Origin of the sequence: Streptomyces thermolilacinus SPC6 (genome assembly GCF_000478605.2) — a bacterium.
Classification (GTDB): domain Bacteria; phylum Actinomycetota; class Actinomycetes; order Streptomycetales; family Streptomycetaceae; genus Streptomyces; species Streptomyces thermolilacinus.
In genome coordinates, this window is sequence record NZ_ASHX02000001.1 from 3658213 (window position 1) to 3683856 (window position 25644).

General features: G+C 74.6%; 19 protein-coding genes and 1 pseudogene. 12 read left to right on the plus strand and 8 right to left on the minus strand.

Annotated elements, in window-relative coordinates:
• Positions 1 to 210: 210 nt before the first annotated feature.
• The gene (locus J116_RS15930; RefSeq protein ID WP_023588069.1) at positions 211 to 1557 is read left to right on the plus strand and encodes a COG1361 family protein; all 1347 of its coding nucleotides are present in this window, start codon (positions 211 to 213) and stop codon (positions 1555 to 1557) included.
• Positions 1558 to 1882: 325 nt separating this feature from the next.
• On the opposite strand, the pseudogene J116_RS15935 reads toward J116_RS15930, so the two are convergent.
• The 4 genes and pseudogenes from J116_RS15935 to J116_RS15950 all read right to left on the minus strand — a co-directional run.
• Positions 1883 to 3049 (minus strand): annotated as a pseudogene (locus J116_RS15935) (flavin-containing monooxygenase); the annotation flags it as partial.
• A 68-nt stretch (positions 3050 to 3117) separates the two neighbouring features.
• Positions 3118 to 3813: a DUF4142 domain-containing protein gene (locus J116_RS15940; protein WP_023588071.1), complete on the minus strand. Its 696-nt coding sequence runs from the start codon at positions 3811 to 3813 to the stop codon at positions 3118 to 3120.
• A gap of 165 nt (positions 3814 to 3978) precedes the next feature.
• On the minus strand, positions 3979 to 4701 hold the full coding sequence (locus J116_RS15945) for a pyridoxine/pyridoxamine 5'-phosphate oxidase (protein ID WP_023588072.1): 723 nt from the start codon (positions 4699 to 4701) through the stop codon (positions 3979 to 3981).
• A gap of 343 nt (positions 4702 to 5044) precedes the next feature.
• Positions 5045 to 5692 (minus strand): TetR family transcriptional regulator, encoded by a 648-nt coding sequence (locus J116_RS15950; RefSeq protein WP_023588073.1) that lies wholly within the window; start codon positions 5690 to 5692, stop codon positions 5045 to 5047.
• A gap of 447 nt (positions 5693 to 6139) precedes the next feature.
• Between J116_RS15950 and J116_RS15955 the strand changes: the two genes are divergently transcribed.
• On the plus strand, positions 6140 to 6967 hold the full coding sequence (locus J116_RS15955; protein WP_023588074.1) for a VOC family protein: 828 nt from the start codon (positions 6140 to 6142) through the stop codon (positions 6965 to 6967).
• A gap of 193 nt (positions 6968 to 7160) precedes the next feature.
• Positions 7161 to 9662, plus strand: a complete 2502-nt coding sequence (locus J116_RS15960) for a serine/threonine-protein kinase (protein WP_023588075.1) — start codon at positions 7161 to 7163, stop codon at positions 9660 to 9662.
• Positions 9663 to 9733: 71 nt separating this feature from the next.
• On the opposite strand, the gene J116_RS31250 is transcribed toward J116_RS15960, so the two are convergent.
• Positions 9734 to 10480 carry a hypothetical protein gene (locus J116_RS31250; protein WP_023588076.1) on the minus strand — a complete coding sequence of 249 codons (747 nt, stop codon included), beginning with the start codon at positions 10478 to 10480 and terminating at the stop codon, positions 9734 to 9736.
• Between the two features lie 187 nt (positions 10481 to 10667).
• Between J116_RS31250 and J116_RS29935 the strand changes: the two genes are divergently transcribed.
• Positions 10668 to 11192 carry a hypothetical protein gene (locus J116_RS29935; RefSeq protein WP_161492121.1) on the plus strand — a complete coding sequence of 175 codons (525 nt, stop codon included), beginning with the start codon at positions 10668 to 10670 and terminating at the stop codon, positions 11190 to 11192.
• A 136-nt stretch (positions 11193 to 11328) separates the two neighbouring features.
• Here the strand turns inward: J116_RS29935 and J116_RS15975 are convergent, their stop codons facing one another.
• Together J116_RS15975 and J116_RS15980 are read right to left on the minus strand one after the other, a co-directional pair.
• The gene (locus tag J116_RS15975; protein WP_023588078.1) at positions 11329 to 11553 is read right to left on the minus strand and encodes a hypothetical protein; all 225 of its coding nucleotides are present in this window, start codon (positions 11551 to 11553) and stop codon (positions 11329 to 11331) included.
• A 198-nt stretch (positions 11554 to 11751) separates the two neighbouring features.
• Complete coding sequence (locus J116_RS15980; RefSeq protein ID WP_037946731.1) at positions 11752 to 14895, minus strand: AfsR/SARP family transcriptional regulator; 3144 nt, start codon at positions 14893 to 14895, stop codon at positions 11752 to 11754.
• A gap of 164 nt (positions 14896 to 15059) precedes the next feature.
• On the opposite strand from J116_RS15980, the gene J116_RS15985 reads away from it, so the two are divergent.
• Positions 15060 to 15653: a pentapeptide repeat-containing protein gene (locus J116_RS15985; protein WP_023588080.1), complete on the plus strand. Its 594-nt coding sequence runs from the start codon at positions 15060 to 15062 to the stop codon at positions 15651 to 15653.
• Positions 15654 to 15713: 60 nt separating this feature from the next.
• On the opposite strand, the gene J116_RS15990 is transcribed toward J116_RS15985, so the two are convergent.
• Complete coding sequence (locus tag J116_RS15990; RefSeq protein WP_023588081.1) at positions 15714 to 16463, minus strand: SDR family oxidoreductase; 750 nt, start codon at positions 16461 to 16463, stop codon at positions 15714 to 15716.
• 201 nt (positions 16464 to 16664) lie between these two features.
• On the opposite strand from J116_RS15990, the gene J116_RS15995 reads away from it, so the two are divergent.
• The 7 genes from J116_RS15995 (at position 16665) to J116_RS16025 (ending at position 25505) form a co-directional block, all read left to right on the plus strand.
• Positions 16665 to 17549, plus strand: coding sequence for a phytanoyl-CoA dioxygenase family protein (locus tag J116_RS15995; RefSeq protein ID WP_023588082.1), 885 nt, complete (start codon positions 16665 to 16667; stop codon positions 17547 to 17549).
• A gap of 1 nt (position 17550) precedes the next feature.
• Positions 17551 to 18489, plus strand: coding sequence for a threonine/serine dehydratase (locus tag J116_RS16000; protein WP_023588083.1), 939 nt, complete (start codon positions 17551 to 17553; stop codon positions 18487 to 18489).
• 269 nt (positions 18490 to 18758) lie between these two features.
• Complete coding sequence (locus J116_RS16005; RefSeq protein ID WP_028964117.1) at positions 18759 to 20324, plus strand: APC family permease; 1566 nt, start codon at positions 18759 to 18761, stop codon at positions 20322 to 20324.
• 176 nt (positions 20325 to 20500) lie between these two features.
• Positions 20501 to 20818: a cupin domain-containing protein gene (locus J116_RS16010; protein ID WP_023588085.1), complete on the plus strand. Its 318-nt coding sequence runs from the start codon at positions 20501 to 20503 to the stop codon at positions 20816 to 20818.
• Between the two features lie 55 nt (positions 20819 to 20873).
• A complete protein-coding gene (locus J116_RS16015) occupies positions 20874 to 21377 on the plus strand; it encodes a DinB family protein (RefSeq protein ID WP_023588086.1) in 504 nt (167 codons plus the stop codon).
• 86 nt (positions 21378 to 21463) lie between these two features.
• Positions 21464 to 22747: a VCBS repeat-containing protein gene (locus J116_RS16020; RefSeq protein WP_023588087.1), complete on the plus strand. Its 1284-nt coding sequence runs from the start codon at positions 21464 to 21466 to the stop codon at positions 22745 to 22747.
• Positions 22748 to 22919: 172 nt separating this feature from the next.
• The gene (locus tag J116_RS16025) at positions 22920 to 25505 is read left to right on the plus strand and encodes a bifunctional FO biosynthesis protein CofGH (RefSeq protein WP_023588088.1); all 2586 of its coding nucleotides are present in this window, start codon (positions 22920 to 22922) and stop codon (positions 25503 to 25505) included.
• Positions 25506 to 25644 lie beyond the last annotated feature (139 nt).

Consider the following 25644-nt stretch of genomic DNA (forward strand, 5'->3'; position numbering starts at 1 on the left):
AGGTTACTCACGAGTTGCCAACGGGGGAACGGGCGCGACGGAGTTGGCCGCGTAAGCAGTTGTCCCGGTGGTGCGCACCGGCCAAAGTCCTTGACTGAGCAACGGGTTGGGGGCGCGCGGGCAACTGATTGTCTGTGCACGTACAACCGTCGCGGTGGATCGCCGGTCGTCGTAGGCGCGTTGTCCGTGAAGAGAGAGGGCCCCACGCCCATGAAGCAGTCCCTTCCCGCGCGTGTGCTCACGCGTGGTCTGTGCGTCGCCGTCGTCGCCTCCGTGGCCGGCGCGGCGCCCGCGTTCGCCGAGGAGCCCCAGAGCGACCAGCTGTGGATCAGCGCCCCCTACGAGGCGACCCTCCCCGTCGGCACCGACGGCGGCGCCGGTCAGGAGCGGGACCTGGAGGTGGGCCTGGCGCACGACAACGGCACCTTCACCGTCACCGACGGGCGGATCACCGTGGACGTGTCCGGCCTGGCGGGCGTCGCCGAGGTGACCTGGCCCGCCAACTGCGCGCCCGCCGGGACGACCGCCGTGTGCACCGTGCCGCAGGTGCCGCTGTCGGGCGACCCCGGGGAGCGCGTACGCCTCCAGGTCCGCGCCGCCGCCGGTGCCGCCGCCGGGGCGACCGGCCGGATCACGTACACCGCCCGCGCCACCACCGACCAGCCGGGCGTCGGCGAGCTCGTCGCGCACGAGGCGGAGACGCCCGTCACCCTCGGCGCGGGCCCCGACCTGGTGGTGCGCGGGACCGTGCCGGACGGCGAGATCAAGCCGGGCGACACCGTGTCCGTGCCGTTCAGCGTCGTCAACGCGGGCGGCGAGGCGGCGCGCGGCGTGCGCGTCACCATGTACGTGACGCGCGGCCTGGACGTCGGCGCCGTCGACCCGGCCTGCACCACGACGCCGCTCGACGGGACCGCCGGGTACGTCCCGCTCAGCCGCGTCGACTGCGCCTTCGACGACGTGATCGAGCCGGGTGGCACGTTCGCCCTGCCGAGCACCCTGACGGCGAAGGCCGCCCCGTACGCGTTCCACGAGCGCCTGGACGTGACCGTCGAGCCGGGCGGCGACGCGCAGGACCTGTCCCCGTACGACAACGGCCTGTACGGAGCCGTGCGCGTCGCCAACACGAGCGACTTCGCCGTGCGGGGCGCCGACCTGACCGCCGCCGCGGGGGAGAGCGTCACCGCCGAGCTGACGTTCCAGAACAAGGGCCCGGGCTGGGTCGCCAACCTGCGGTCCGGCGACCCGGTCGGCTCGGTGGACTTCACCGTCCCGCAGGGCGCCACGGTCACGCGGGCGCCGGAGAACTGCTTCGGCCTCACCCTGGACGGCGGCTGGTACGAGGGCCCGTCGGGCGCGCCCCGCTACCGGTGCGAGCTGCCCATGTGGGTGGGTGAGAAGCAGACCGTGACGTTCCCGCTCACCCTGCGCGTGGACACGGTGGTGCCGGACGCCACGGGCACGCTGACGCTGCGCGGCGGCTGGGGCGAGGCCCGGCCGAACGACCCCGAGGCGAAGAACGACACCGCGAAGCTCGTCCTCAACGCGGCAGGCTGACCGGCGGCACCGCCCCCGGGGCCAGGAACCTCGGGGGCTCGTCGGTGCGCGGCGGTGCGGCGGCCGGGCGGTTCGGCTCGTCGCCCGGCACCGCCCCGGTGACCTGACCGGTGACCTGACCGGGGGCCGCGGGCGCCTGGGGGAGCTTCTGGGGCTGAGGTGTCTCGGGGTGGCCCTTACGGGGCGTGCGCGGCTTACGGGGGGTACGGGGCTTGGGGGGTTCGGCGGCCCTGGGACTCCTGCGGGTCCTGCGCGGCGAAGGGGGCTCCGCCGGGCCGTGGTCCCCGTGGACGCCGTAGGGGGCCGGGGGCTGGGGGGCGGTCGTCGCTATCGCGCGGGCCACGCGGCGGGCCTCGGCGCCCAGTTCCCGCAGGAGGCCGCTCGGCGGGTGGTGGAAGCCCACGAAGTACAGGCCCGGCGCCCCCGACGCCGTACGCGCCCCGCGCACCCGCGGGCGCCCGTGCCCGTCCAGTACGCCGAGGTGCCCCACCAAGTCCTCCAGCGCGGCCCGGTAGCCGGTCGCCGCTATCACCGCGTCCGGCCGCAGCTCGGAGCCGTCCGCCAGCGTGACCTGCCCTCCGCCCCCGAAGCCCGTCACCGCCGCGACCGGCTCCACCTCGCCGCGCCGCACCGCGTCCACCAACCCCGTGTCGTGGACCGGCACCGCGCCGTCCCGCCGCAGCCGCCGGTACCGGCCCGCGCCCGCGCGCGGCAGCCCGTACGCCGACAGGTCCGGCACCGTCACCCGCTCCACCACCCGCAGCAGCCGGTCCGCGGGCCGCACCGGCAGGCGCCGCGCCAGCATCCCGGTCGCCTGCGCGGGCCAGCCGGCGACCGAGCGGCGCACCACGTGGGGCACGGTCCGCACCGCCAGCCGCACCCGCGCCGCGCCGCCCTCCACCAGGTCCACGGCGATCTCCGCACCGCTGTTCCCCGCGCCCACCACCAGCACGTCCTTGCCCGCGTACGGCGCGGCGGAACGGTACGCGGCGGCGTGCCGCAGCTCGCCCGGCCACCCGTCGCGCCCCGGCCAGTCGGGCAGTACGGGCACGTGGGCGGCGCCCGTCGCCACGACGACCGCGCGGGTGGCCAGCCGCCGCCCGCCCGACGCGTGCAGCACCCACCCGTCGCCGTCCCGCTCGACCCTCTCCACCTCGACGCCCGTCACGACCTCCAGGCCGTGGACCTCGGCGTACTTCTCCAGGTACCGCACCAGGTCGTCCCGAGACACCCACCGCCCGAACGACCGGGGCATCGGCAGGCCCGGCAGCGCGGACAGGCGGCGCGTCGTGTGCAGCCGCAGCCGGTCGTAGTGACGCCGCCAGGAAGCGGCGACGGCCGGCGCCTTCTCCAGGACGACGGCCCGCACCCCGCGGCCGCGCAGCGCCGCCGCCACGGCGAGACCGCCGGGGCCGCCGCCGATCACATAGACGGGCGGGCCGAGCACGGGTGCGGCGGAGGACGATATGGACGGGTCGTTCGCTGAAGCCATGGACGCCGAGCGTAACGGCCGCCCGCGTTGTTCGGTCCCGGTCAAGCCGGGAAACGGTTGCGAAAGGGTCACGAAGGGGGTGTGACGGCCGCCTCCACCTCCGCGAAGGTCCGCGCCTCGACCAGACCGGTGTCCTCCAGGACCTCCATGTGGTCGAGGACGGTCTCGTTGGCCACCCGGGCGTGACGGCGGATGAGGTCGTTCTGCGTGGCGGCGCGGACCTCGCCGATGGTCGCGAAGATCTTCCCGTGCGACGAGCGCAGGATGTTGGCGAAGATCCGGTCGAACTCGGCGCCCCGCGCCGCCTCCAGCTGCCGTACGAAGCCCTTCTGCTCCTCCGTGGCCTCGTTGGGGATGTCCACGCCCAGGATGCGGGCGTCCTCCCTGACCAGCTGGTCGAGCTTGCTGTGCCCGTCGAGCAGGTGCAGCCCGGCGCGCTTCACCGCCTCGCTCTGGCCGTTGGTCTGCGCGAGCCGTCCGGCGGGGATCTCCCACAGCCCGGCCTGCCGCACCTTCACCAGGAACGTCCGGTCGATCTCGGTCACCGGCTGCGGTCCGCTCGCCGCGCCGCCCGCGCCCGCGTACCCGCCGTCCGCCGCCACGGCCGCCACCTGCCCGGCCCGCGCCTCCTCGCCGCCGCCCCGCACCAGCAGGAACAGGGCGAGCAGCGCGGCGCAGGACGCGGCGACGGCGGCGACGGCGGCCCGGGGGACGCGGCGGGCGCGGCGGAGACGGGTGGTCAGGACACGTCGGTTCGGATGCATGGGCCCTCCTCGGTCGGCTTGAGGAGGGATACGTACGGGGCCCCGGACCCGCTCACACCGATTCGGCCGACTCCGGCGCGGCGGGGGCCGGTGCCGCGCCCCGGCCGGGTGGCCGCGGGGGCCGCGGTGGCTGTCCGGGGCCCGCGGCGGTCGCGTGGCCGGGCGTCAGGGCCAGAGGAGGCCGCGGGACCACGGGGCGCCGGGGGACGCGCGGTCGTAGCGGAGGCGCACGTGGCGGCGGCCCGCGTCGCCCTGGAAGAACTCCGCCTCCTCCGGGACCAGCCGGTACACGGTCCAGGTCGGGGCGTGGGCCGACGGCTCCGACGCCGCCCGCTCCCAGGCCGCCTCGCTCGCCTCCGCGAGGTCGCGGGCGGACGCGAGCGGCGCGCTCTGGTTCCCGGTCAGCGCCGCCGCGAGGGCGCCCGTCGTACGGGCGTGGAGGTCCGCGTACGCCTCCTCGGCCGTGCCCGGTGCGACGGGGCCGCGCAGCCGGATCTGGCGGCCCCGCAGCGGCCAGTAGAAGTGCAGCGCCGCGTACGGGCGGGCGGCCAGCTGGCGGCCCTTGGCGCTGGTGGCGTGCGTGGCGAACCGCCAGCCGCGCTCGTCGGCGCCGTGCAGCATGACCGTCCGCACATCGGGGCGGCCGGCCGCGTCGGCGGTGGCTAGCTGCATCGTGTGCGGCTCGGGCTGCCCGGCCCCGGCCGCCTCCAGGAACCAGGCGCGGAACAGGTCCAGCGGGTCGTCCGGGGCGTCCGCCGGGTCGAAGGCGGGCAGCTCGGTGTCCCACACCCGCAGGCCGTGCAGCGCCGACTCGAAGGCGGCGGCGGTGGGGGCGCCCGGGGCGGCGGGCGCGTCGGGTGCGGGGGCGGGCTGCGGGGTGTGCGTCATGGGGACATCATCCGCCCGTACGGGAGCCGCACCGGAGCCGCTACGGGCCGGGCGCACCAGAGGCGTACCGGATACCGGCGCCGCCACGAGCCGGGCGCACGAGAGGCGTACCGATACCGGGGCCGCACCGGCGGGGTGTCCGGGGCCGGGCACGGGGTGCCGGTGGCGGGCGTCGCGGGACGTGCCGCCACCGGCGTGACAGGACGTGCCGTGCCCGGGTGCCGGAGCTGCGGGCGGCCGGGTGCGCCGGAGCGCGGGGAGGGGGCCGTACGGGGCGTCCCGTACGGGTCGCGGCGTGGGCCCGCACGGGAGGTCCCGTACGCACCGCCACCGCGGGGTGCCGCTACTTCGCCGGCTTCTTGCCCGTGATGCCGAGGTGGACCAGCAGCGCGAGGCTCGGCCGCAGTTCGGCCTGCTTGACGCCCCACGTCTGGAAGCCCTTCTGGTGCGACGCCACCGAGGACAGCATCGTGACCAGCGCGCCGGCCATCGCGGCCGGGTTCACGTCCTTGTCCACCCGGCCCTTGGCCTGGAGTTCCTTCACCGCGTCCGTGAGGGAGCCGGTGACCGAACTCAGCACCTTCATACGGATCTTGTAGAACCGTTTGTCCCCTTCGGCGGCCCCCAGGTCGACCACGCGGAGGATCGCGTCATGGCGCCGCCAGAAGTCGAGGAAGCCCTCCACGAGCTCCTCCGACGCCTGCTTCGCGCCCTTGCCGACCCAGGACCGGCCCGATACCAATTCGGTCAATCCTGCGCCATCCTTGGCCATTTCCTCGGCGATCTCGAGGACGGCGCCCTCCACGTCCGGGAAATACTGATAGAAGGTCGCAGGTGAAGTGCCCGCCTTCCGGGCCACGTCGATGACTTTGACGTCCCGGTACGGCGAGGAGCTGAGCATCTCGCTGAGGCAGTCGAGCAGCTTCTGCCGCGTCGCCTGGCCGCGCCGACCGGCCACGCGGCCGTCGACGGTGCGTACTTGTCCTGTCATGCCGTCAGCTTACCGAGGGGTGTTCGGCGCGCGATTCGGCCGACTGCAAATGGGTGTGAAGCCATGTGCGGGCTGTTCCGGGCGGGTTTTGCGAGGCGTACGGAAGAGGTTCCGCAAACGGTTCCGCGGGTGACTGTGCGTGTTCCCGCAGGCCCCTTAGTGCCCTTCCATCTCGCCTATCTCGGTATTTTTCCGTTCAAGCGGATTATCAACAGGCTGTGGAAAACATCGGTGGACAACTCCGCCGGAAGAACTGCCCGAACAGCCCGCGCGACATGCCCGCACGACATACCGGGCGCACCGAAAGGAACACCCGGAGGAACGGCCGGGGCTGCGGCCCGCCCGCACCCGCATTAGCGTGGCCGTGACGGGCGCTCGCCGTCCGTGTACGCCCGTGCACGCCCGGGTACGCGCCCGTGCGCAGGGAGCAGGGAAGGGACCACGCCCATGGCCGCGACCACGGCACGCACCCCGGGAGGCGCCCCGGACGAGAGGCCCGAGGGCACGCCGTGCTGGGCGGACGCGCTGCTCCCCGACCTGGAGGCCGGCAAGCGCTTCTACGGCGAGCTGTTCGGCTGGACCTTCACCGACAGCGGCGAGACGTACGGCCCGTACGCCACCGCCCTCAGCGACGGCCTGCGCGTCGCCGGGCTCGCCCCCAAACGCGACGGCCGCATGCCCACCGCCTGGGGCGTCTACCTGGCCACCGCCGACGCCGTCGCCCTCGCCGCCCGTATCCGGGAGGCTGGCGGGCAGATCATCACCGCGCCCATGCGCGTCGGCGCCGCCGGGATCACCGCGCTCGCCGCCGACCCCGGCGGGGCCGTCTTCGGCATCTGGCAGGCCGAACGGCGCGGCGGCTTCGAGAAGGAGGGCCTGCCCGGCTCGTACTGCTGGACCGAGGTGTACACGCGGGCCCGCGACAAGGACGCCGTCGACGCCTTCTACGCGGGCGTCTTCGGCTACCGCACCCGCGACCTCGACGACCCGTCCGCCGACTTCCGCGTGTGGTCGCCCGCCGGGAGCGGCGAGCCGACCGACGCCGACGCGATCGGCGGGCGCAGCGTGATCGGCGGGGCGTTCCCCGCCGAGATGCCCGCCCACTTCCTGGTGTACTTCGCCGTCGCCGACTGCGACGAGACGGTGGCCACCGCCCTGCGCCTGGGCGGGCGCGCCACCGAGGACCCGTTCGACACCCCGTACGGCCGGATCGCGCTGCTCACCGACAACCAGGGCGCCGCCTTCGCCGTACTCGCCGAACCCAAGGCAGCCTGAGCCCCCGGGCGCCCGCGTGGCGGGAAATCGTCCGTACCGTCCACACCGCGCCGCGCCTGTCCCTCACACGAGTGTCCCCTTACGGGTGAGACACCCCGATCCGCCCCCGGGTTCGCAACCGCCGCCCCGGACAGGAAGAATCAGGGTGCACAGGGTCGTACCCCCATGGCCCTGACGGGGAGGTGGCAGGCAAGTGGAGCAGCTGACGCAGCACGACCCGAGACGGATCGGCCCGTTCGAGGTGCTGGGACGGCTCGGCGCCGGCGGCATGGGCCTGGTCTATCTCGCGCGGTCGGCGTCCGGCCGCCGCGTGGCGATCAAGACCGTACGGACCGAGCTCGCCGAGGACCAGCTGTTCCGCGTCCGCTTCACACGGGAGGTCGAGGCCGCGCGCGCCGTGTCCGGTTTCTACACGGCCGCCGTCGTGGACGCCGACCCGCGCGCCGCCGTGCCGTGGCTCGCCACCGCGTACGTACCCGCGCCGTCCCTCGAGGAGATAGTGAACGAGTGCGGGCCGCTGCCCGCGCCCGCCGTGCGCTGGCTCGCCGCCGGTGTCGCCGAGGCCCTCCAGTCCATCCACGGCGCGGGCCTCGTCCACCGCGACCTGAAGCCGTCCAACGTCCTCGTCGTGGAGGACGGACCCCGCGTCATCGACTTCGGCATCGCGTCCGGCGTCTCCAACACCCGGCTGACGATGACCAACGTCGCCGTCGGAACGCCCGCGTACATGTCCCCCGAGCAGGCGCGCGACTCGCGCAGCGTCACCGGCGCGAGCGATGTGTTCTCGCTCGGCTCCACCCTGGTCTTCGCCGCCACCGGGCACGCCCCGTTCCACGGCGCCAACCCCGTCGAGACCGTGTTCATGCTGCTCCGCGAGGGGCCCGACCTGCAGGGCCTGCCCGAGGAGCTGCGCCCGCTGATCGAGTCCTGCATGCAGATGGACCCGACGCGCCGCCCCACCCCCGCCGACCTCCAGTCCCAGCTCGCCCCGCACCTCTTCGCGGGCGGCGACGACAGCGGCACGGCGTCCGCGTGGCTGCCCGCCAGCGCCACCGCCATGATCGAGCAGCGGCGCGGCGGCCGCCCCTCGGCCCCGCCGCCCCCGGCCGTGCCGCCCCCGGCCGTGCCGCCCGCCCCGCCCGGCCCGCCCCCCGGCCACCAGGGAGCCCCCGCCCCCGCCGCCCCGGCCCCCGGCCAGGACTGGGACCCGGCCTGGCGCGGCAGCGACCCCCGTACGGGACTCGGCCCCGGCCACCCGCCCGCGCGGCCCCCCGCGCACCCGCCCGCCACCGGCCCGCACGACGGGGCGCCCGTCCGGCTGCCCGGCGCGAAGGTGCCCATCGGCCCCGGACCGCGCCGCGCCGACGGCCGCTCCGCCGCCGCACCCGACCCGGCAGGGCCCGCCACCGGCTGGGTGCGCCCGCCCGCCGGGCTGACCGGCCCCGACGCCCCGCCGCCCACCGGCCGCCCCCTGCCCGGCACCGGGCCCGCGTCCGGGGTGCCGCCCCAGCCGGGCGGCGCCACCGACGGCGGCCCGACCGTGGCCGCGCCGCCGCCCGCGCCCGGCCACTGGCGGCCCTGGCGGTTCCGCATGTCCAACGACGTGTGGGGCACGCCCGTCGTGGACGGCGACCTCCTCTACGTCACGTCGTTCGAGGTCCACGCGCTGGACGTGGGCACCGGACGGCGCCAGTTCAAGACCCGCGACGTCGCCTGGTCCATGGCGGTCGCCGCCGGGCGCATCCACGCCTCCGACGGCCCGACGCTGTACGCGCTGGACGCCCTCGACGCGGGCGAGCTGTGGCGGCTCCAGACCGACGCGTGGGTGTACTCGCTCAAGGCCGACCGGGGCACCGTCGTCACCGGCACGCGCGGCGGCGGCGTCCAGGCCTGGGAGGCGTCCAACGGGGCCAAGCTGTGGGAGCTGACCGGGGCGCAGACGGACTTCGAGACGCCCGAGGCGGGACCCGCCGTGCACGGCGACACGGTGTACGTGTGGCAGGACGCCCGGCTGCGCGCCCTCGACGCCCGCAGCGGCACCGAGCGGTGGTCGTACCCCATCGGCGACGCGGCGTCCTGTGGGGGAGTGCCCGTACGGGTCACCCCCGCCGAGGACGGCTATGCGTACGTCGCCGCCGGGACGCGGGTGCTGTCCGTCGACATCATGTCCGGGCACGTCCGCTGGCACTTCGAGGCGCCCGCCGTGTTCCTGTCGCCGCCCGCCTTCGCGCCGGGGCCCTCGGTGACCGGCGGCGGGGTGTACCTCGCCGACTACCTCGGCACGGTGTACGCCCTCGACGCGACGACCGGCAAGGACCGCTGGCGCATCGCCACGGAGTCCCGGCAGTCCATCGAGCCGGTCCTCGTCGTCAACGGCAACGTCCACGTCGGCAGCGGCAGCGCCCTGTACACGCTCGACGCGGTGACCGGCACCCCGAAGTGGCGGTTCGCGGCGGGCGGTGAGATCGTCGGCGCGCCCGTGGTCGCGGAGGGCAGGCTGCACTTCGGCTCGGCGGACCACGTGCTGTACACGCTGGACGCGGCGGGCGGGCAGCTGCGGTGGAAGCTCACGACGGGCGGCGAGATCACGGGCTCGCCCGTGGCGCGCGCGGGGGTCGTGTACGCGTGCAGCAAGGACCGCTGCGTGTACGCCCTGGACGCGGCGAAGGGCACGGCGACGGGACCCCGCCCGTAGGCCCCGCCGGGTGACCCGTAGGGGCCTGCGGGCGGGGGCCCGGGAGCCGTACGCGGGGCCCCGCGGCGCCGCTAGTACCGGCGGTCGTCCGGGTGGTCGCCCCGGTCCGGCGGCGTCTGGTACGGGCGGGTGTCCTGCCCGTACGGGTCCTGGTGGCCCCGCTGGTCGTGCGGGTCCTGGTAGCCGCGCTGGTCCTGGTGGCCGCCGCCACGGCGGGGGGCGTCCTCCGGGTAGCCCGGGTACGCCGGGTCGTCCGGCCCCGGGATCGCGTCGGGCGGCTGCTGCTCGTGCCCCCGGCGCCGCCGCCGACTGTGCAGCCGCCCCTCACCGGCACCCGCACCGGCCCCGGCGCCCGCGTACCCCGCGCCCCGGCGGCCGTCGTGGTCCTCGCCCAGCATCCGGCCGTGCCGCCGCCCGGCCATCAGTGCCGCGGCCAGCAGCAACAGCAGCCCGCCGCCGAGGGCGAGCCCGGCGCCCGAGCCGACCCCCTCCTGGTCACCGCTCACGGTCAGGCTGCCCGCCGCCTGGCCCTGCTGCACCATCCACAGCACGGTGAACCCCAGTACCACCACCCCCGCCAGCGCCACCATCAGCCGGGACCGCAGCATCAGTCCGACCAGCGTGAGCAGCACCGCGAAGGCCATCGGCAGGAACAGCGACGTCCACAGATCGGCCCGGCTGGAAGTGATCCCCCCGAACAGGTCGTCGATCTCGTAGTGCCGCCCCAGGCGCCCGTCGTACCAGGCGCGGAAGGCGCTCCAGGCGGCGGCCGCCGCTCCCACGACGGCCAGTACGGCGCCGATGACGTTGCGGATCATCCTCGGCCTCCCTCGGCTCCGGGTGCCTGACCGCCCACTCCGGGTCGGTCCGGCGGCCGAGTACCCCCGTGCGACCGGGGAAATCACCCGCAGCGGCGAACAAGGGCCCGTCCGCTGTTAGGGTGACGTGCGCTCGTCAAAGCGAGCCCTGTATCTTTCCACTTTCAACGGGGGTTGAAACGTGAAAATGCGTCACGTTCGCGCGGTCGCCGTCTTCGGCGTCGTCCTGATCGCCCTGACCGGCGCGCGCGGCTCGGGCGGCGGCAGCTGCGACGGTTCGTCCAGCTCCGGCAGCAGCTCCAGCTCCAGCGGCGGCTCCAGCACCGGCGGCAGCGACACCGACAACAACGGGTCCGACAACAACGGCTCCAGCAGCAGCGGTGGCGGCTCCGTGCCGGGCGGCTCCGGCTCCAACTCGGCGATGCGGGACATCCGGATCGACACGTGCAAGTACGACGCGGCCGCCCAGAAGCTCGTCGCCCGCCTGACCGTCACCAACGACGGCTCGCTGGACCACACGTACGACGCGGCCGTCCAGTTCAAGGGCGCCGCCGGTTCGGGCACGCCGGAGGTCATGGCCTTCCTCGACGACCTGGCGGTCCCGGCGAACGGCACGAAGACCACCGACGTCACCGCCCCGTACTCGGGCACGCAGAACGGCTCCGAGTACACCCAGTGCGTCGTCACCAAGGCCAAGAGCACCATGAGCTGAGCCCCGGCACCACCTCTACGACCGCGGGGGCCGGCCCACCCGGGCCGGCCCCCGCGGTCGTACCGCATCCGCGCATGCAGCGGCCGCGGTGGCTCCCCCTCCGCGCCACCGCGGCCGCACCCCGTGCGGGTTTGGCTCACTTGGCCGGCGGCGCCGGGACGTGGTTGTCCATGGTCACGATCCCGTCCAGCGGCGGGGCCGGGACGTGGTTGTCCATGGTGGTGACGGCGTCCTCGGCGGTCACGCCGTCCTTGGGCGGGGCCGGGACGTGGTTGTCCATGGTCACGAATCCGTCCCGAGGCGGCGCGGGGACGTGGTTGTCCATGGTGGTGATGATCTCTTCGGGCTTCTTGTCGCTCATGCGCGTCTCTCCCCTTGACGTATGACTGGGCCACGCCCGCTCGGCGACTCCCCCGATGGCCGTCGAACGGGCGTCCAAGGATCGCCCACCTTAGCGGCGGGCGCCTTCGGCCCGTGTGCCCCCCGACGCGACGGACCGCGTACGAAGAACCATGCCGGACGCGCATAAACGAATGCTGAACGCCCGTGTCCCGATCGCTCAGGCGGCCGCCGACGGGGCCAGCAGGGCCCGGACGTCGTCCGCCTCCGGCGCGCCCAGCCGCTCGTACAGGGCCAGGGCCTCGCGCAGGCAGGCGCGGGCGCGGTCGGTCTGCCCGAGCACCCGCAGCGCCTTCCCGAGCAGCACCAGGATGTTGCCCCGCATCTGGTCCCCGCCGATGCAGCCGAGCGCCAGCGCCTGTTCCGCGTGCTGGGCGGCGCGTGCGGGCTGCCGGGACCTGAACCGGGCCTCCGCGATGCGGAAGTGCGTCGCCCCCTCCCACAGCCGCTGCCGGTTCCTGGTGAAGATCCGCAGCGCCTCCGCGAACTCGTCGAGGGCCTCCGTGTGGCGCTCCGCGTGGCTGAGGGCCACCCCCAGCGCGTAACGGCCGTTCGCCAGACGCATCGTGAGCCCCAGCCGGTCGTAGATCTCGATGCCCTGGCGCGCCAGGTCTATGGCGCTGGACGAGCGCCCGGTGAGCAGGTGGACGCGGGACAGGTTGCACAGGGCGGTCGCCACACTGGGCAGGTTGCCGACCTCCCGGGAGCCGTCCGTGGCCCGTACGAGGTGCTCCTCGGCGTCCCCGTACCGGCCCTGCATGATGGCGATGATCCCCCGGTCGTTGTCCGCCCAGTACACGGGCGCCGGGTCGCCCGCCGCGACCGCCAGGTCGCGGGCCACGCGGGCCTCGCGGTCGGCCTCGTCGTAGCGGCCCGCCACCAGGTGGACGTTGCTGAGCGTCGTACGGGCGCGCCCCTCCGTGCGGGCGTCGCCCGCCGCCCGCGCGGCCTCGCACGCGGCGACGGCGGCCGACTCGTACTGCTTGGAGTTCGCGCCGGACTCCGTGAGGTCCTTCGCCGCCCACAGCAGGTCCACCGCGCGGCGCAGGTGGCTGCCGGGTGTGGCGCACGCGGTGGCCTGGCGGACGCACGCCAGTACGCAGTTGGCCTCCCGGTACAGCCAGTCCTGCGCCTCGTGCCGGTCCGTGAAGGCGAGGCCCTCGTACGTGGTGGGCTCCAGGTGGTCGACCAGGCGGTCGCCGGGGCGTTCGATGGCGTACACGCGGGCCACGGTCGCCAGGTAGAAGTCCAGGAGGCGCGACCTCGCCGCCTCGCGCTCCGCCGGGGGCTGCTCGTCGCGCTCGGCGCACACGCGGGCGTACAGCCGGACCAGGTCGTGGAAGCGGTAGCGGCCCGGCGCGGCCGACTCCAGCAGCGACGTGTCGACGAGGCCCTCCAGCAGGTCCTCGGTCTCCTCCGGCGGCAGGTCCAGCGCCGCGGCGGCCGCCGCCACGGAGATGTCGGGCCCGTCCGCGAGGCCCAGCAGGCGGAACGCGCGGGCCTGCGCGGGCTCCAGCTGCCCGTAGCCCAGCTCGAACGTGGCCTTCACCGCCAGGTCGCCGGCCCGCAGCTCGTCCAGGCGGCGCCGCTCGTCGGCGAGCTTCGCCGCCAGCACGGACACCGTCCAGGTGCGCCGCGAGGCCAGCCGGGACGCGGCGATCCGGATGGCCAGCGGCAGGAACCCGCACGCCGCGACCACGTCGAGCGCCGCCTCCCGCTCGGCCCGCACCCGCTCGGCGCCCACGATGCGGGTGAACAGGTGGAGGGCCTCGTCCGGGGACATCACGTCCAGGTCCACCAGGTGCGCGCCCGCCAGGTCGAGCATCCGGACGCGGCTGGTGACGAGGGCCGCGCAGCCTTCCGTGCCGGGCAGCAGCGGCCGTACCTGCGCGGCGTCGCGGGCGTTGTCCAGCAGGACGAGGACGCGGCGCCCGGCGAGCGTCGAGCGGTACAGCGCGGCCCGCTCCTCCAGGGTCTCCGGGACCTGGTCGTCCGGTGTGCCCAGGGCCCGCAGGAACGAGCCGAGGACGGTCTCCGGCTCGGCGGCCCGCGAACCGGCGCCCATCAGGTCCACGTACAGCTGCCCGTCCGGGAAGCGGGGCCGCGCCTGGTGCGCCACGTGGACGGCGAGGGTCGTCTTGCCGACGCCGCCGATGCCCGCGAGTGCCGACACGGCCATGACGGAGCCCTCGGCGGTGGAGAGCAGGTCGCCCAGCTCCCTCACGAACGCCGCCCGGCCGGTGAAGTCCGGGACGGAGGCGGGCAGTTGCGCGGGGCGGGCGACGGCGGCCTTGGCGGGGGCGGGCTGTTCGACGGGCTGGGCCAGTTCGCTGTCGGCCTGGAGGATGCGGTGCTGGAGCCGGGCCAGTTCGGGGCGCGGGTCGACGCCCAGCTCGTCGGCGAGGAGGCGGCGTGTGTCGGCGTACACGGCGAGCGCCTCGGCCTGGCGGCCGCTGCGGTACAGGGCGAGCATCAGCAGCTCCCGCAGCCGTTCGCGCAGCGGGTGCGCGGCGGTCAGCGCGGTCAGCTCGGACACGGCCTCCGCGTGCCGGCCGCACTCCAGATCCAGGTCGAGGCGGGTCTCGACGAGCTGGAGCCGCCACTCCTCCAGGCGGGCGCGCTGGGTCTCGGCGTACGGCCCCGGTACGGAGGCGAGGGGTTCGCCGTCCCACAGGCCGAGCGCCTTGTTGATCAGCGTGACGGCCTGGGCGCGGTCCCCGCCCAGGCGGGCCTTCTCGGCCTCGGCGGCCAGTTCCTGCGCCACGTGCAGGTCGAGCGCGTCGGGGGCGCCCCGCACGGCGTACCCGCCGGACTCGGTGACCAGGACGCCGGGCGGGAGGACCTTGCGGAGGCGGGAGGCGTACGTGCGGAGCGCGGCGAGCGCCTGTGACGGGGGCTCCTCGCCCCAGATGGCGTCGATCAGCTCGGCGGCCGTCGCCGTGCGGCCCTCGCGCAGCAGCAGCGCGGCGAGCAGGGCGCGCTGCTGGGGGGAGCCGGACGGGAGCGGTTCGCCGTCGTACCAGGCCCGTACGGGCCCGAGCACCGCGAACCGCAGGTCGGCACGGCCCTGGGCGGCGTCGGGCGCTTCCGTGGCGGGCCGGTCGGCGTCGTCCGCGGGGACGGCACGCAGCCCGTCGCCGCCGCCTTCCGCCTCCGGGACGGCTCGGGGCGCGCCGGTGTCGCCGCTCGCGGCCGCGCGCGGTCCGCCGGGGGCCAGGCCGTCGTCCGGTGCCTGACCGCCCGGTGCCTGCGCCTGCCGTGGAACACGCTGCTCCGGCACTCGCGGCCCGTTGCCACGGCCCATAGCTCCCCCTGCCCGTACCGCTGGTATCGCCGCCCACAGTCTGCCTTGTGAACGGCGGGCGCGTCAGCATCGGGCGACGCTCCGCACAAGGTCGTGACACATCCCGACGACATGGGCACATGTGACGTGTCGTCATATCGGCGCTTGTGCGCTTGGATCGGGGGATGCCGATCACACGTGACCTCGTCGTACGGGGCGAGGACTGGTACGCGCGCGAACTGGGCCCGTGCGACGTGTTCGAGGAGTGCGTCTTCTACGACACGGACTGGACGGAGGGCGTCAGCGAGGGCGCGTCCTTCGCCGACTGCACCTTCTCCGGGGTGCGGTTCAACGCGTCCCGGCACACGGGGTCGGCGTTCACCAACTGCTCGTTCCGGCGGTGCGTGTTCTTCGACGCGCGGTTCGAGGGCTGCAAGGCGGTCGGCAGCCGGTTCCAGGAGTCGGAGTTCAACCTGTTCGTGGTGGACGGCGGTGACTGGTCGTACGCCGGGTTCGGCGGGGCCGACCTGCGCGGGGCCGAGCTGGACGGGGTGCGGCTGCGGGAGGCCGACCTGGCGGGCGCCCGCCTGGACGAGGCCGTGGTCACCCGCTGCGACCTGTCCGGCGCCCACCTGCGGGCCGCCCGCCTGCGCGGCGCCGACCTGCGGGGCAGCGACCTGTCGGCCCTCGACCCGAGGACGGTGGACGCGGCGGGCGCCCGCATCGACCTCCACCAGGCCACGGTCCTCGCGACGGCCCTCGGCTACGAGGTTGCCTGATCCGTCCCGCCCGGCGGCCCCGGCGCCCCGCACCCGCCCCCGGCCACACCGGCGGGGTCCTCAGCCGAGGCCGCCCGTCGCGCGGATGTTCTGGCCGGTGACCCACGCCCCGTCCGGGCCCACCAGGAACGCCACGACCGCCGCGATGTCGGACGGCTCGCCGAGGCGGCCCAGCGGGGTGAGTCCGACGGCCATGTCCAGGGCCTCCGGCGGGTTCGTGCCGCGCAGCAGGGCGGTGTCCGTCGCGCCGGGTGACACGGTGTTGACGGTGATCCCGCGCGGGCCCAGCTCCACCGCCGCGGCCGCCGTCAGCTGCTCCAGCGCGCCCTTGCTCATCATGTACGGCACGATGCCGCGCCCCGGCCGGGTCGTGTTGAGCGTCGAGACGTTGACGATCCGGCCGCCCTCCGGCATGAACCGGGCCGCGTACCGGACGGTGAGGAACGCCGCCCTCGCGTTGACCGTCATCGCCCGGTCGAACAGCTCCTCGCCCGTCTCGTCCAGCGGCGTCGGGGTGAAGCCGACGGCCGCGTTGTTGACCAGGACCGCGACCTTCCCGGACGCCGACTCCTCCGACGCGGTGCGCATCAGCTCCTCGGCCGCGCCCGGCTCGGCCAGGTCCAGCAGTACGGCGCGGGCGCTGCCACCGGCCGCCTTCACCTCCCGCACGACGTCCTCGGCGGCCTCCCGCTCGTGCGCGTAGTTGAAGAAGACCTCCGCGCCGTCCTGTGCGAGCCGTTCCACGATGCCCCGGCCGATCCCCCGCGAACCTCCGGTGACGACGGCTGTCCTGCCCCGTAAGACGCCCATGGTCCCTCCCCGTGCTTTTCGCCCCTGTGGCGTTCGGAGCCTCCGAATCTAGGGGCCGCCAGCAGGGCGCGGGGCCGTTTTCGTCAAGCGCCCGTACGGGGCGGCGGGAACCGGACATGCGGGGCGCGGGGGCCCGCCGTATGGTCGGAAACACGCCGTATGTCCCCCACCAGGGGGACGTCCTCCAGCAGAGGAGGCGACATGGCCTCTGTGCCGACCAAGCCTTCCAGGCCGACCAGGCCGGCGGCCGCATCCTCCGCGACGGCCACCCGGGGCGCACCGCCCCAGGCCCCCGCCCTCGACCCCCTCTTCACCGCCGTGGACGTGCCCGCGTTCACCGGCCGGCACCTCGCCCGGCTCGCGGGCGGCACGCTCGCCGCCGTACGCGTCCCCGGGTTCCTCGGGCCCGACCGGTGCCGGGCCGTCACCGGGGCGCTGGACCGGCTGCCGACCGCGCCGTACGACCCCGGCCGGGTGCCGACGCCCGTGCTGCGGTTCGGGCCCGCGCTCAACGACTACCGGATGCCCGGCGGCGGACTGGACGCCGACCGCTACTGGGCCGAGGCCGACGCCGCGCGGGCCGCGTGGGAGCGCGCCGCGATCCGCCCGGACCCGGTCGCGCACGCCCTGGACCGGCTCGGCGAGGCGTGGGGCGCGCCGGCCGTGCCCGCCACCATCGGGGGCCGCCCCGCCTTCGGCGGCACCCTGCGGGAGATCAACGCCGGGCTGCTGATGCACTACGACGACATCAACCGCGAGTTCCCCGACGGCCTCTTCGACCAGGACGTCGTCGCGCAGCTGGCGTTCAACCTGTACGTGAGCGTCGCGTCGGGCGGCGGGGCCACCACCGTGTGGCGCCACCGCTGGGACCCGGCCGACGAGGATTACCGCGACGCGTACGGCTACCAACCGCGCGCCGTCGAGGGCTGCCAGTACGTGGAGCTGCCGCCGCACCTCGGCGACGGGCTGCTGTTCGACCCGGCCCACTTCCACGCGGTGGCGCCCAACCGGGGCGCCGGGCGGCGCGTCGCCTTCGCGTTCTTCGTGGGCCTCACGAGCGGCGGCCGGCTCGTCGTATGGTCCTGACATGGATGACCTCAGCCTCAGGTACGAGGACGTGAAGGCCGCGACCGAGCGGGTCGAGGGGCGGGTCCGGCCCCTGGCGGTGGCGCCCGGCGACGATGCCGGGACCTGGTTCGCGCTGGAGTACCTCCAGCACACGGGATCCTTCAAGGCGCGCGGCGCGATCAACTTCATCCGCAGCCACCAGGAGGCCGGCACCCTCCCCGAGGCGGGCGTCACCATCGCCTCGGGGGGCAACGCCGGTCTCGCCTGCGCGTGGGCGGCCCGCGCCCAGGGCGTACGGGCGACGGTGTTCCTGCCGGAGAGCGCGCCGCCCGTGAAGGTGGCCCGGCTGCGCGGGTACGGCGCCGACGTGCGGCTGTCCGGATTGGAGTACGCCGAGGCGCTGGAGGCCTGCCGCGCGTACGCCGCCGGGAGCGGGGCGCTCGCCTCCCACGCGTACGACCATCCGCTGATCGCGGCGGGAGCGGGCACGCTCATGGAGGAGCTGCACCAGCGGCTGCCCCGGCTGGACACGGTCGTCGTGTCCGTCGGCGGGGGCGGGCTGTTCGCCGGGGTCGCCGCGTCGGCGCACGAGCACGGCGTACGGGTCGTGGCCGTCGAGCCGGAGGAGTGCCGGGCGCTGAACGCGGCGCTGGAGGCGGGCGAGGTCGTGGACGTCCCCGTCAGGTCGGTCGCCGCCGACGCGCTGGGCGCCCGGCGGGTCACACGGCTGGCGCTGGACGCGGCGCGGCGGTACGACGTGCGCTCGGTGCTCGTGGCGGACGAGGAGATCACGCGCGCCCGGCAGGACCTGTGGGACGAGTACCGGATCGCCGTCGAGCACGCGGCGTCCACGGCGCTGGCCGGGCTTCGCGCCTACGGGCCCGCCGACGGCGAGCGCGTCGCGGTCGTCCTGTGCGGGGCGAACACGGACCCGGGCGACCTGACGCGCCCGGCCTGAACACGCGCCGCGGGGCGCGGGGGTCCCCCGACGCGGGCCGGAGAACGGCGCGGAAACAAGCACGGGAAATTTTTGAAAGGGGCAAAGCGGACAGGGCTGCGGTTCCCGTATGCCGAACAGCCGCCGTCACGGCTAAGAGATGCATGATTCAAAACTGAACAGACCATGAAATCCTTGCTGCGGGTCCGTTTCATCCCGCAGAACTGAAGGCGGAGATCGCGGAGTTCCGCACTCCGGATGTGGAAACCGCAGCACCTAACGTCCTGGGCATGACTCAGGTGGAAGCACGGCCCCAGGCCGGAGACACGGTAAGGAACGTCGACGCGACGGGCGAGAACGGCGGCGTACGCACCAAGGGCCTCGGCGGGAACTCCGTCGGGCTGATGGGTGGTGCCGTCATCGGCATCTCGACCGTCGCCCCCGTCTACTGTCTGACCTCGACCCTCGGCGCCACGGTCGGCGAGGTCGGCCTCCAGATGCCCGCGATCTTCCTCGCGGGATTCCTCCCCATGCTGCTGGTGGCCTTCGCGTACCGCGAGCTGAACCGGGCCGTCCCCGACTGCGGCACCTCCTTCACCTGGTCGGTGAAGGCGTTCGGCCCCAGGGTCGGCTGGATGTGCGGCTGGGGCCTCCTCGTCGCCACCGTGGTCGTCCTGTCCAACCTGGCCGGTGTCGCCACCTCGTTCTTCTGGCTGACGGCGGGCGAGATCACCGGTGATCCCTCGATCGCCGCGCTCGACGGCAACAAGGCCGTCCACATCCTCACGACCCTCGCGTTCGTCGCCGTCGCGACGTTCGTCAGCTACCGGGGCATCACCGCCACGAAGTCGCTCCAGTACGCCCTGGTCGGCCTCCAGCTCGTCGTGATCGTCCTGTTCGCGGGGATGGCCGTCACCAAGGCCGGTGACGTCGCCGGATCCCTGTCCTTCTCCTGGACGTGGATGAACCCCTTCGCGGTCGACTCCTTCGCCGCGTTCACCGCAGGTCTCTCCCTGTCGATCTTCATCTACTGGGGCTGGGACACCTGCCTGTCCGTGAACGAGGAGAGCGTCGGCAGCGCCCGCACGCCCGGCCGCGCCGCGATGCTCGCCATCACCGTGATCGTCTCCTCGTACCTGATGGTCGCCGTCGCCGTGCAGATGTACGCCGGTGTCGGCGAGAAGGGCCTCGGCCTCGGCAACCCGGACACCTCCGACAACGTCTTCGCCGCCCTGGCCGCCCCGGTCATGGGCTCCGGGCTCGGCATCCTGCTGTTCGTCGCCGTCCTCGCCTCCGCCGCCGCCAGCCTCCAGACGACGTTCATCCCCGTCGCCCGCACCGCGCTCGCGATGTCCACGTACGAGGCGTTCCCGCCGGCCTTCGCGAAGGTCCACCCGGTCCACAAGACCCCCGGCCGCGCGACCGTCGTCGCCGGTGTGGCGACGGGCGTCTTCTACTCGGTGATGACCCTCGTCAGCGAGAACGTCCTGGTGGACACGATCTACGCGCTCGGCCTGATGATCTGCTTCTACTACGCGATCACCGCCTTCGCCTGTGTCTGGTTCTTCCGCCGCGAGCTGACCGGCTCGGTGCGCGACCTGCTGGTCAAGGGCGTCCTGCCGGGCCTCGGCGGGCTGATGCTCACGGCCGTGTTCGCCCAGACCCTCATGGACATGTGGGACCCGGCGTACGGCAGCGGCTCGTCGGTCCTCGGCGTCGGCTCGGTCTTCGTGATCGGTGTCGGGCTGCTGCTGCTCGGCGCGGTCCTCATGGCGGTCATGCACCGCCGCAGCCCGGCGTTCTTCCGGGGCGAGGTCCTGACGAAGGAGACCCCGGCGCTGGTGGTCGAGGACTGACCCACCCCGAGGACGAACCACCCCCATCTGAGCCACCCGCGGCCGGAGCCCCCGCACAGGGGACTCCGGCCGCGCGCGTCCCCGGGGCCCGCCGTCCCGGGCGGCCCCGCCGTCCGGGGTCCCCGCCCGTACGCGCTTCCCGTGCGGGCCGGGCGGCGCGGGTGCAGGGTGGACGTATGTACGACCTCTACGCCATCGCCGAGGAACACCTCGTCGCCGCCCACCGCTCCGAGCACGGGCGCAGCGCCAACCTCCTGCTGAGGGAGCGGCCGCTGCGGCAGACCGTCATCGCGCTCACGGCCGGTACGAAGCTCGACGAGCACAACGCACCACCCGCCGCGTCCCTCCAGGTGCTGCGCGGGGTCGTCAAGCTGAAGTCCGCGACGGACGACATCGAGCTGACCATGGGCGACCTCTTCCTCATCCCGCCCGGGCGGCACAGCCTGACGGCCGTGACGGACACGGCGTTCCTGCTGACCGCCGTCAACGACTGACCGCCCCGGCGGCTATTCGTTCGACACGGGGGCCGACGGGGGACAGCATGCGGACATGACACGCACCGACATGCCCCCGACGTGGGACGAGCGCGCCCACCTCGTGACCTTTCTCGACTACGTCCGCGACACCGCCGTCGCCAAGTGCGACGGCCTGTCCGCCGAGGACGCCCGCAAGGCACCGCTGCCGCACTCCCCGCTGATGACGGCGTCCGGACTGATCAGCCATCTGCGCTGGGTCGAGCACTACTGGCTGGAGGCGGTGTTCCTCGGCGCGGAGGACCGGGCGCCGTGGAGCGCCGAGGACCCCGACATGGAGATGCGGATCGCGCTCGACGTCCCGCTGGAGCGCCTGATCGCCGACTACCGCGAGCAGAGCGACCGCCTCCGCGCCGTCGTCGCCGGGCACGACCTCGACACCCCGGCCAAGGCCCCCGTCCGGGGCGGCACCCACGTCACCCTGCGCTGGATCCTCATGCACCTGATCGAGGAGACGGCCCGCCACAACGGCCACCTGGACGCCATCCGCGAACTCACCGACGGCACCACCGGCACCTGACGCCACATCCGCCACCCGTACAACCGGCGCGCCGGTTCACGGGTCTCCCGGTGCGACGGAACATCAGATCCATCAGGGGAGGACGCGTGCGCGAGCAGCGGAGAGGGATCGGGCGGGGGGCCGTCGCGCTGGCGGCGGCCGCCGCGATGCTGGCGGGGGCGGCCGGCGCGGCGGGAGCCGCACCGGTGCCGGGCGGGGCGACGTTCGGGATCACCACCCCGGACGCCGCGGCGGGCGGCAGCGTGACGCACACCGTGAAGGTGAACGCGGCGCTGAAGGGCCGGTTCGAGCTGCACATGGAACCGGCGGAGGGCTTCCGCTGGTGGGACCCGACCGGCGAGGCACAGGACCTGCGCCGGAGCACCCCCACCGGCGCGCCGGGGGTCACCTGCCGGGAGGAGCCGTACGAGAACGGGGAGGACCTCGCCGTCTGCGACCTGCCGGCGGGCGAGCACACCCTCACGTACACCGTGAACCCCGCACCGCACATGGAGGCGTGGGGCGTCGAGGTGAACGTGGGCTTCCGGCCCGACGACGGCTCCCCGGCCTCTACCGGGCAGTCCGTCTTCCAGGTCCTCAGCGACAACCCGGTGGAGAAGTCGTACCGCGTCTTCGGCCGTGACACGGCCGGGCGCCTGTGGTCCCACCAGACGCTGCCCACGGACACCAGGCCGCTCGACCCATGGTGGCGGCAGGACCACGGCTCCGGCTGGGGGGCCTTCGACGCGGTCACCAAGCTGTCCCCGATCGGCACCGACAACCGGGGCGGCGGCGTCGTCGCCCGCGAACCGAACGGCACGCTCTGGTACTACCCGGCGTCCGGCGTGAAGTGGACCGACCGCGTGTTCAAGCCGCGCGTCCGGGTCGGCACCGGCTGGTCGGTCTACAACTCGGTGCGCGGCACCGGCGACGTCACCGGCGACGGCCACCCGGACCTCGTCGCCCGCGACACGTCCGGCGTGCTGTGGCTGTACCGGGGCACCGGCGTCGAGTCGGCGCCGTTCGCGGACCGCACCCGCGTCGGCTCCGGCTGGCAGGTGTACAACGCCCTGACCGGCGGGGTGGACTCCACCAGTGACGGCCACGCCGACCTGTTCGCCCGCGACACGTCCGGCGCTCTCTGGCTGTACCAGGGCACCGGCGACCCGGCCCGCCCGTACGCGCCCCGCGTCAAGGCCGGCACGTCCGGCTGGAACGCGTACACCGCCGTCATCGCCCCCGGCGACGGCGGCCCGGACGGGCGCGGCGCGCTCCTCGTCCGCGACCGCGACGGCGTCCTGTACTGGTACCGGGGGACCGGCAACGCGTCCGCCCCGCTGGGGAACCGCACCCCGGCGGCCCAGTCGCAGCCGTACAACGCCTGGATGTAGCCCCGCCCGCCGGGCGCGCCCCGCGAAGGCGCGCCCGGCACCCGGCACGTGGTGCCACGGCTCGGCGGCCCGCACCCGGCCGGGACCGGGGGCGGTCCGGAAACGGCCGCCGGGAAGGGGCGGGCCCGCCAACGCGCGGACGACGCTGGGAAACCGCTCGTATCCTCGGGGAATGACCTCCACGGGAACCGGAAGCCGCCCCACCGACAACGCCATGCGCCGCGCCCTGAAGCGCGCCGGGGACGGGGTCGCGCTGGATGTGACCGAGGCCGCCGTCCTGCTCCAGGCGCGCGGCGCCGACCTCGACCGCCTGGCCGCACACGCCGCCCGCGTACGGGACGCGGGGCTCGCCGCCGCGGGCCGCCCAGGGGTCATCACGTACTCGAAGAGCGTCTTCGTGCCGCTCACCCGGCTGTGCCGCGACACCTGCCACTACTGCACGTTCGCCACCGTCCCCGGCAAGCTTCGCCGCGCCGGGCACGGGATGTTCCTGTCGATGGACGAGGTCCTCGACATCGCCCGCAAGGGCGCCGCGCTCGGCTGCAAGGAAGCCCTCATCACCCTCGGCGACAAGCCGGAGGACCGCTGGCCCCAGGCACGGGAGTGGCTGGACGCGCACGGCTACGACGACACGCTCGCCTACGTACGCGCCGTGTCCATCCGCGTCCTGGAGGAGACCGGGCTGCTGCCCCACCTCAACCCCGGGGTCCTGTCGTGGACGGACTTCCAGCGGCTCAAGCCCGTCGCCCCGTCCATGGGCATGATGCTGGAGACCACCGCCGAGCGCCTCTGGTCCGAGCCCGGCGGCCCCCACTACGGCTCCCCCGACAAGGAACCGGCGGTGCGGCTGCGGGTGCTGGAGGACGCCGGACGGTCGTCGGTGCCGTTCACCAGCGGGCTGCTCATCGGCATCGGCGAGACGTACGAGGAGCGCGCCGAGTCGCTGTTCGCGCTGCGCCGCGTGGCCCGCGCCTACCACGGCATCCAGGAGCTGATCATCCAGAACTTCCGTGCCAAGCCGGACACGGCGATGCGCGCGGCGCCCGACGCGGAGCTGGACGACCTGGTCGCGACGGTCGCCGTGGCGCGCCTCATCCTCGGCCCGTCCGCCTGCCTGCAGGCCCCGCCGAACCTGGTGGACGAGGCGTACGGGCGGCTCATCGGCGCGGGCATCGACGACTGGGGCGGGGTCTCCCCGGTCACCATCGACCACGTCAACCCCGAGCGGCCCTGGCCGCGCATCGAGGAGCTGGCCGAGCGGTCCGCCGCCGCCGGGTTCGAGTTGCGCGAACGGCTCTGCGTGTACCCGGAGTTCGTGCTGCGCGGCGAGCCGTGGCTGGACCCGAGGCTGCTGCCGCACGTCACCGCGCTCGCCGACCCGGAGACGGGCCTGGCCCGCCCGGACGCCGTGCCGCGCGGGCTGCCGTGGCAGGAGCCGGAGGAGGCCTTCACCGCGACCGGCCGCACCGACCTGCACCGCACCATCGACACGACGGGCCGCACCGGCGACCGGCGCGACGACTTCGACGCCGTGTACGGCGACTGGGACGCCCTGCGGGAGGCCGCCGCGCCCGGTCTCGTACCGCAGCGCGTGGACGGGGACGTACGGGAGGCGCTGCGGGTCGCGGCGGACGACCCGACGCGGCTGACCGACAAGCAGGCGCTGGCGCTGCTGCACGCGGAGGGCCCGGCGCTGGACGCGCTGTGCGGCATCGCCGACGACGTGCGGAGGGCGGCGGTCGGCGACGACGTCACGTACATCGTCACGCGGAACATCAACTTCACGAACGTCTGCTACACCGGCTGCCGTTTCTGCGCGTTCGCCCAGCGGCGCACGGACGCCGACGCGTACACGCTCTCCCTGGAGCAGGTCGCGGACCGGGCCGCGCAGGCGTGGGACGTGGGCGCCGTCGAGGTGTGCATGCAGGGCGGCATCCACCCGGACCTGCCGGGCACGGCGTACTTCGACATCGCGCGGGCCGTGAAGGAACGCGTGCCGGGCATCCACGTGCACGCCTTCTCGCCGATGGAGATCGTCAACGGCGCGTCCCGCACCGGGATGTCCGTCCGCGACTGGCTGACCGCCGCGAAGGAAGCCGGGCTCGACTCGATCCCCGGCACGGCGGCGGAGATCCTGGACGACGAGGTGCGCTGGGTCCTCACCAAGGGCAAACTGCCCGCCGCCACCTGGATCGACGTGGTCCGCACGGCGCACGAGCTGGGCATCCGCTCCTCGTCCACGATGATGTACGGGCACGTCGACCAGCCCCGGCACTGGCTCGGGCACCTGCGCGCCCTGGCCCGGCTCCAGCAGGAGACGGGCGGGTTCACCGAGTTCGTGACGCTGCCGTTCGTCCACACGAACGCGCCCGTGTACCTGGCGGGCGTCGCCCGGCCCGGCCCGACCGTCCGCGACAACCGGGCGGTCACGGCGATGGCGCGGTTGCTTCTGCACCCGCACATCCCGAACATCCAGACCAGCTGGGTGAAGCTGGGCGCCCAGGGCGCGGCGGAGATGCTCCGCTCGGGCGCGAACGACCTGGGCGGCACGCTCATGGAGGAGACCATCTCCCGCATGGCGGGGTCCGGCTGGGGCTCGTACAAGTCGGTGCGGGACCTGGTGGCGATCGCGGAGGCGGCGGGCCGCCCGGCGCGGCCCCGGACCACGCTGTACGGGGAGGTGCCCGAGGAGCGGCGGGCGGCGGCCGAGGCGTCGGACGGGCACCTTCCGGAGCTGCTGCCCGTACTGACGGACTGACGTACTGACGTACTGACGGACTGACGGACTGACGGACTGACGGGCTGGGGGAGCGACGGGCTGAGGGACTGACGGGCGGGGGCCCGTACGGGCCGACCGCCGCCCGCCGTGCGGAGGGGGAGGGGCGGCCGGGGTTCGT

Bases quoted from the DNA above. Each gene is read 5' to 3' on its own strand.
- J116_RS15930 (WP_023588069.1), top strand. From the start codon at position 211: ATGAAGCAGTCCCTTCCCGCGCGTGTGCTCACGCGTGGTCTGTGCGTC.
- J116_RS15940 (WP_023588071.1), bottom strand. From the start codon at position 3,813: ATGCATCCGAACCGACGTGTCCTGACCACCCGTCTCCGCCGCGCCCGC.
- J116_RS15945 (WP_023588072.1), bottom strand. From the start codon at position 4,701: ATGACGCACACCCCGCAGCCCGCCCCCGCACCCGACGCGCCCGCCGCC.
- J116_RS15950 (WP_023588073.1), bottom strand. From the start codon at position 5,692: ATGACAGGACAAGTACGCACCGTCGACGGCCGCGTGGCCGGTCGGCGC.
- J116_RS15955 (WP_023588074.1), top strand. From the start codon at position 6,140: ATGGCCGCGACCACGGCACGCACCCCGGGAGGCGCCCCGGACGAGAGG.
- J116_RS31250 (WP_023588076.1), bottom strand. From the start codon at position 10,480: ATGATCCGCAACGTCATCGGCGCCGTACTGGCCGTCGTGGGAGCGGCG.
- J116_RS29935 (WP_161492121.1), top strand. From the start codon at position 10,668: ATGCGTCACGTTCGCGCGGTCGCCGTCTTCGGCGTCGTCCTGATCGCC.
- J116_RS15975 (WP_023588078.1), bottom strand. From the start codon at position 11,553: ATGAGCGACAAGAAGCCCGAAGAGATCATCACCACCATGGACAACCAC.
- J116_RS15980 (WP_037946731.1), bottom strand. From the start codon at position 14,895: ATGGGCCGTGGCAACGGGCCGCGAGTGCCGGAGCAGCGTGTTCCACGG.
- J116_RS15985 (WP_023588080.1), top strand. From the start codon at position 15,060: ATGCCGATCACACGTGACCTCGTCGTACGGGGCGAGGACTGGTACGCG.
- J116_RS15990 (WP_023588081.1), bottom strand. From the start codon at position 16,463: ATGGGCGTCTTACGGGGCAGGACAGCCGTCGTCACCGGAGGTTCGCGG.
- J116_RS15995 (WP_023588082.1), top strand. From the start codon at position 16,665: ATGGCCTCTGTGCCGACCAAGCCTTCCAGGCCGACCAGGCCGGCGGCC.
- J116_RS16000 (WP_023588083.1), top strand. From the start codon at position 17,551: ATGGATGACCTCAGCCTCAGGTACGAGGACGTGAAGGCCGCGACCGAG.
- J116_RS16005 (WP_028964117.1), top strand. From the start codon at position 18,759: ATGACTCAGGTGGAAGCACGGCCCCAGGCCGGAGACACGGTAAGGAAC.
- J116_RS16010 (WP_023588085.1), top strand. From the start codon at position 20,501: ATGTACGACCTCTACGCCATCGCCGAGGAACACCTCGTCGCCGCCCAC.
- J116_RS16015 (WP_023588086.1), top strand. From the start codon at position 20,874: ATGACACGCACCGACATGCCCCCGACGTGGGACGAGCGCGCCCACCTC.
- J116_RS16025 (WP_023588088.1), top strand. From the start codon at position 22,920: ATGACCTCCACGGGAACCGGAAGCCGCCCCACCGACAACGCCATGCGC.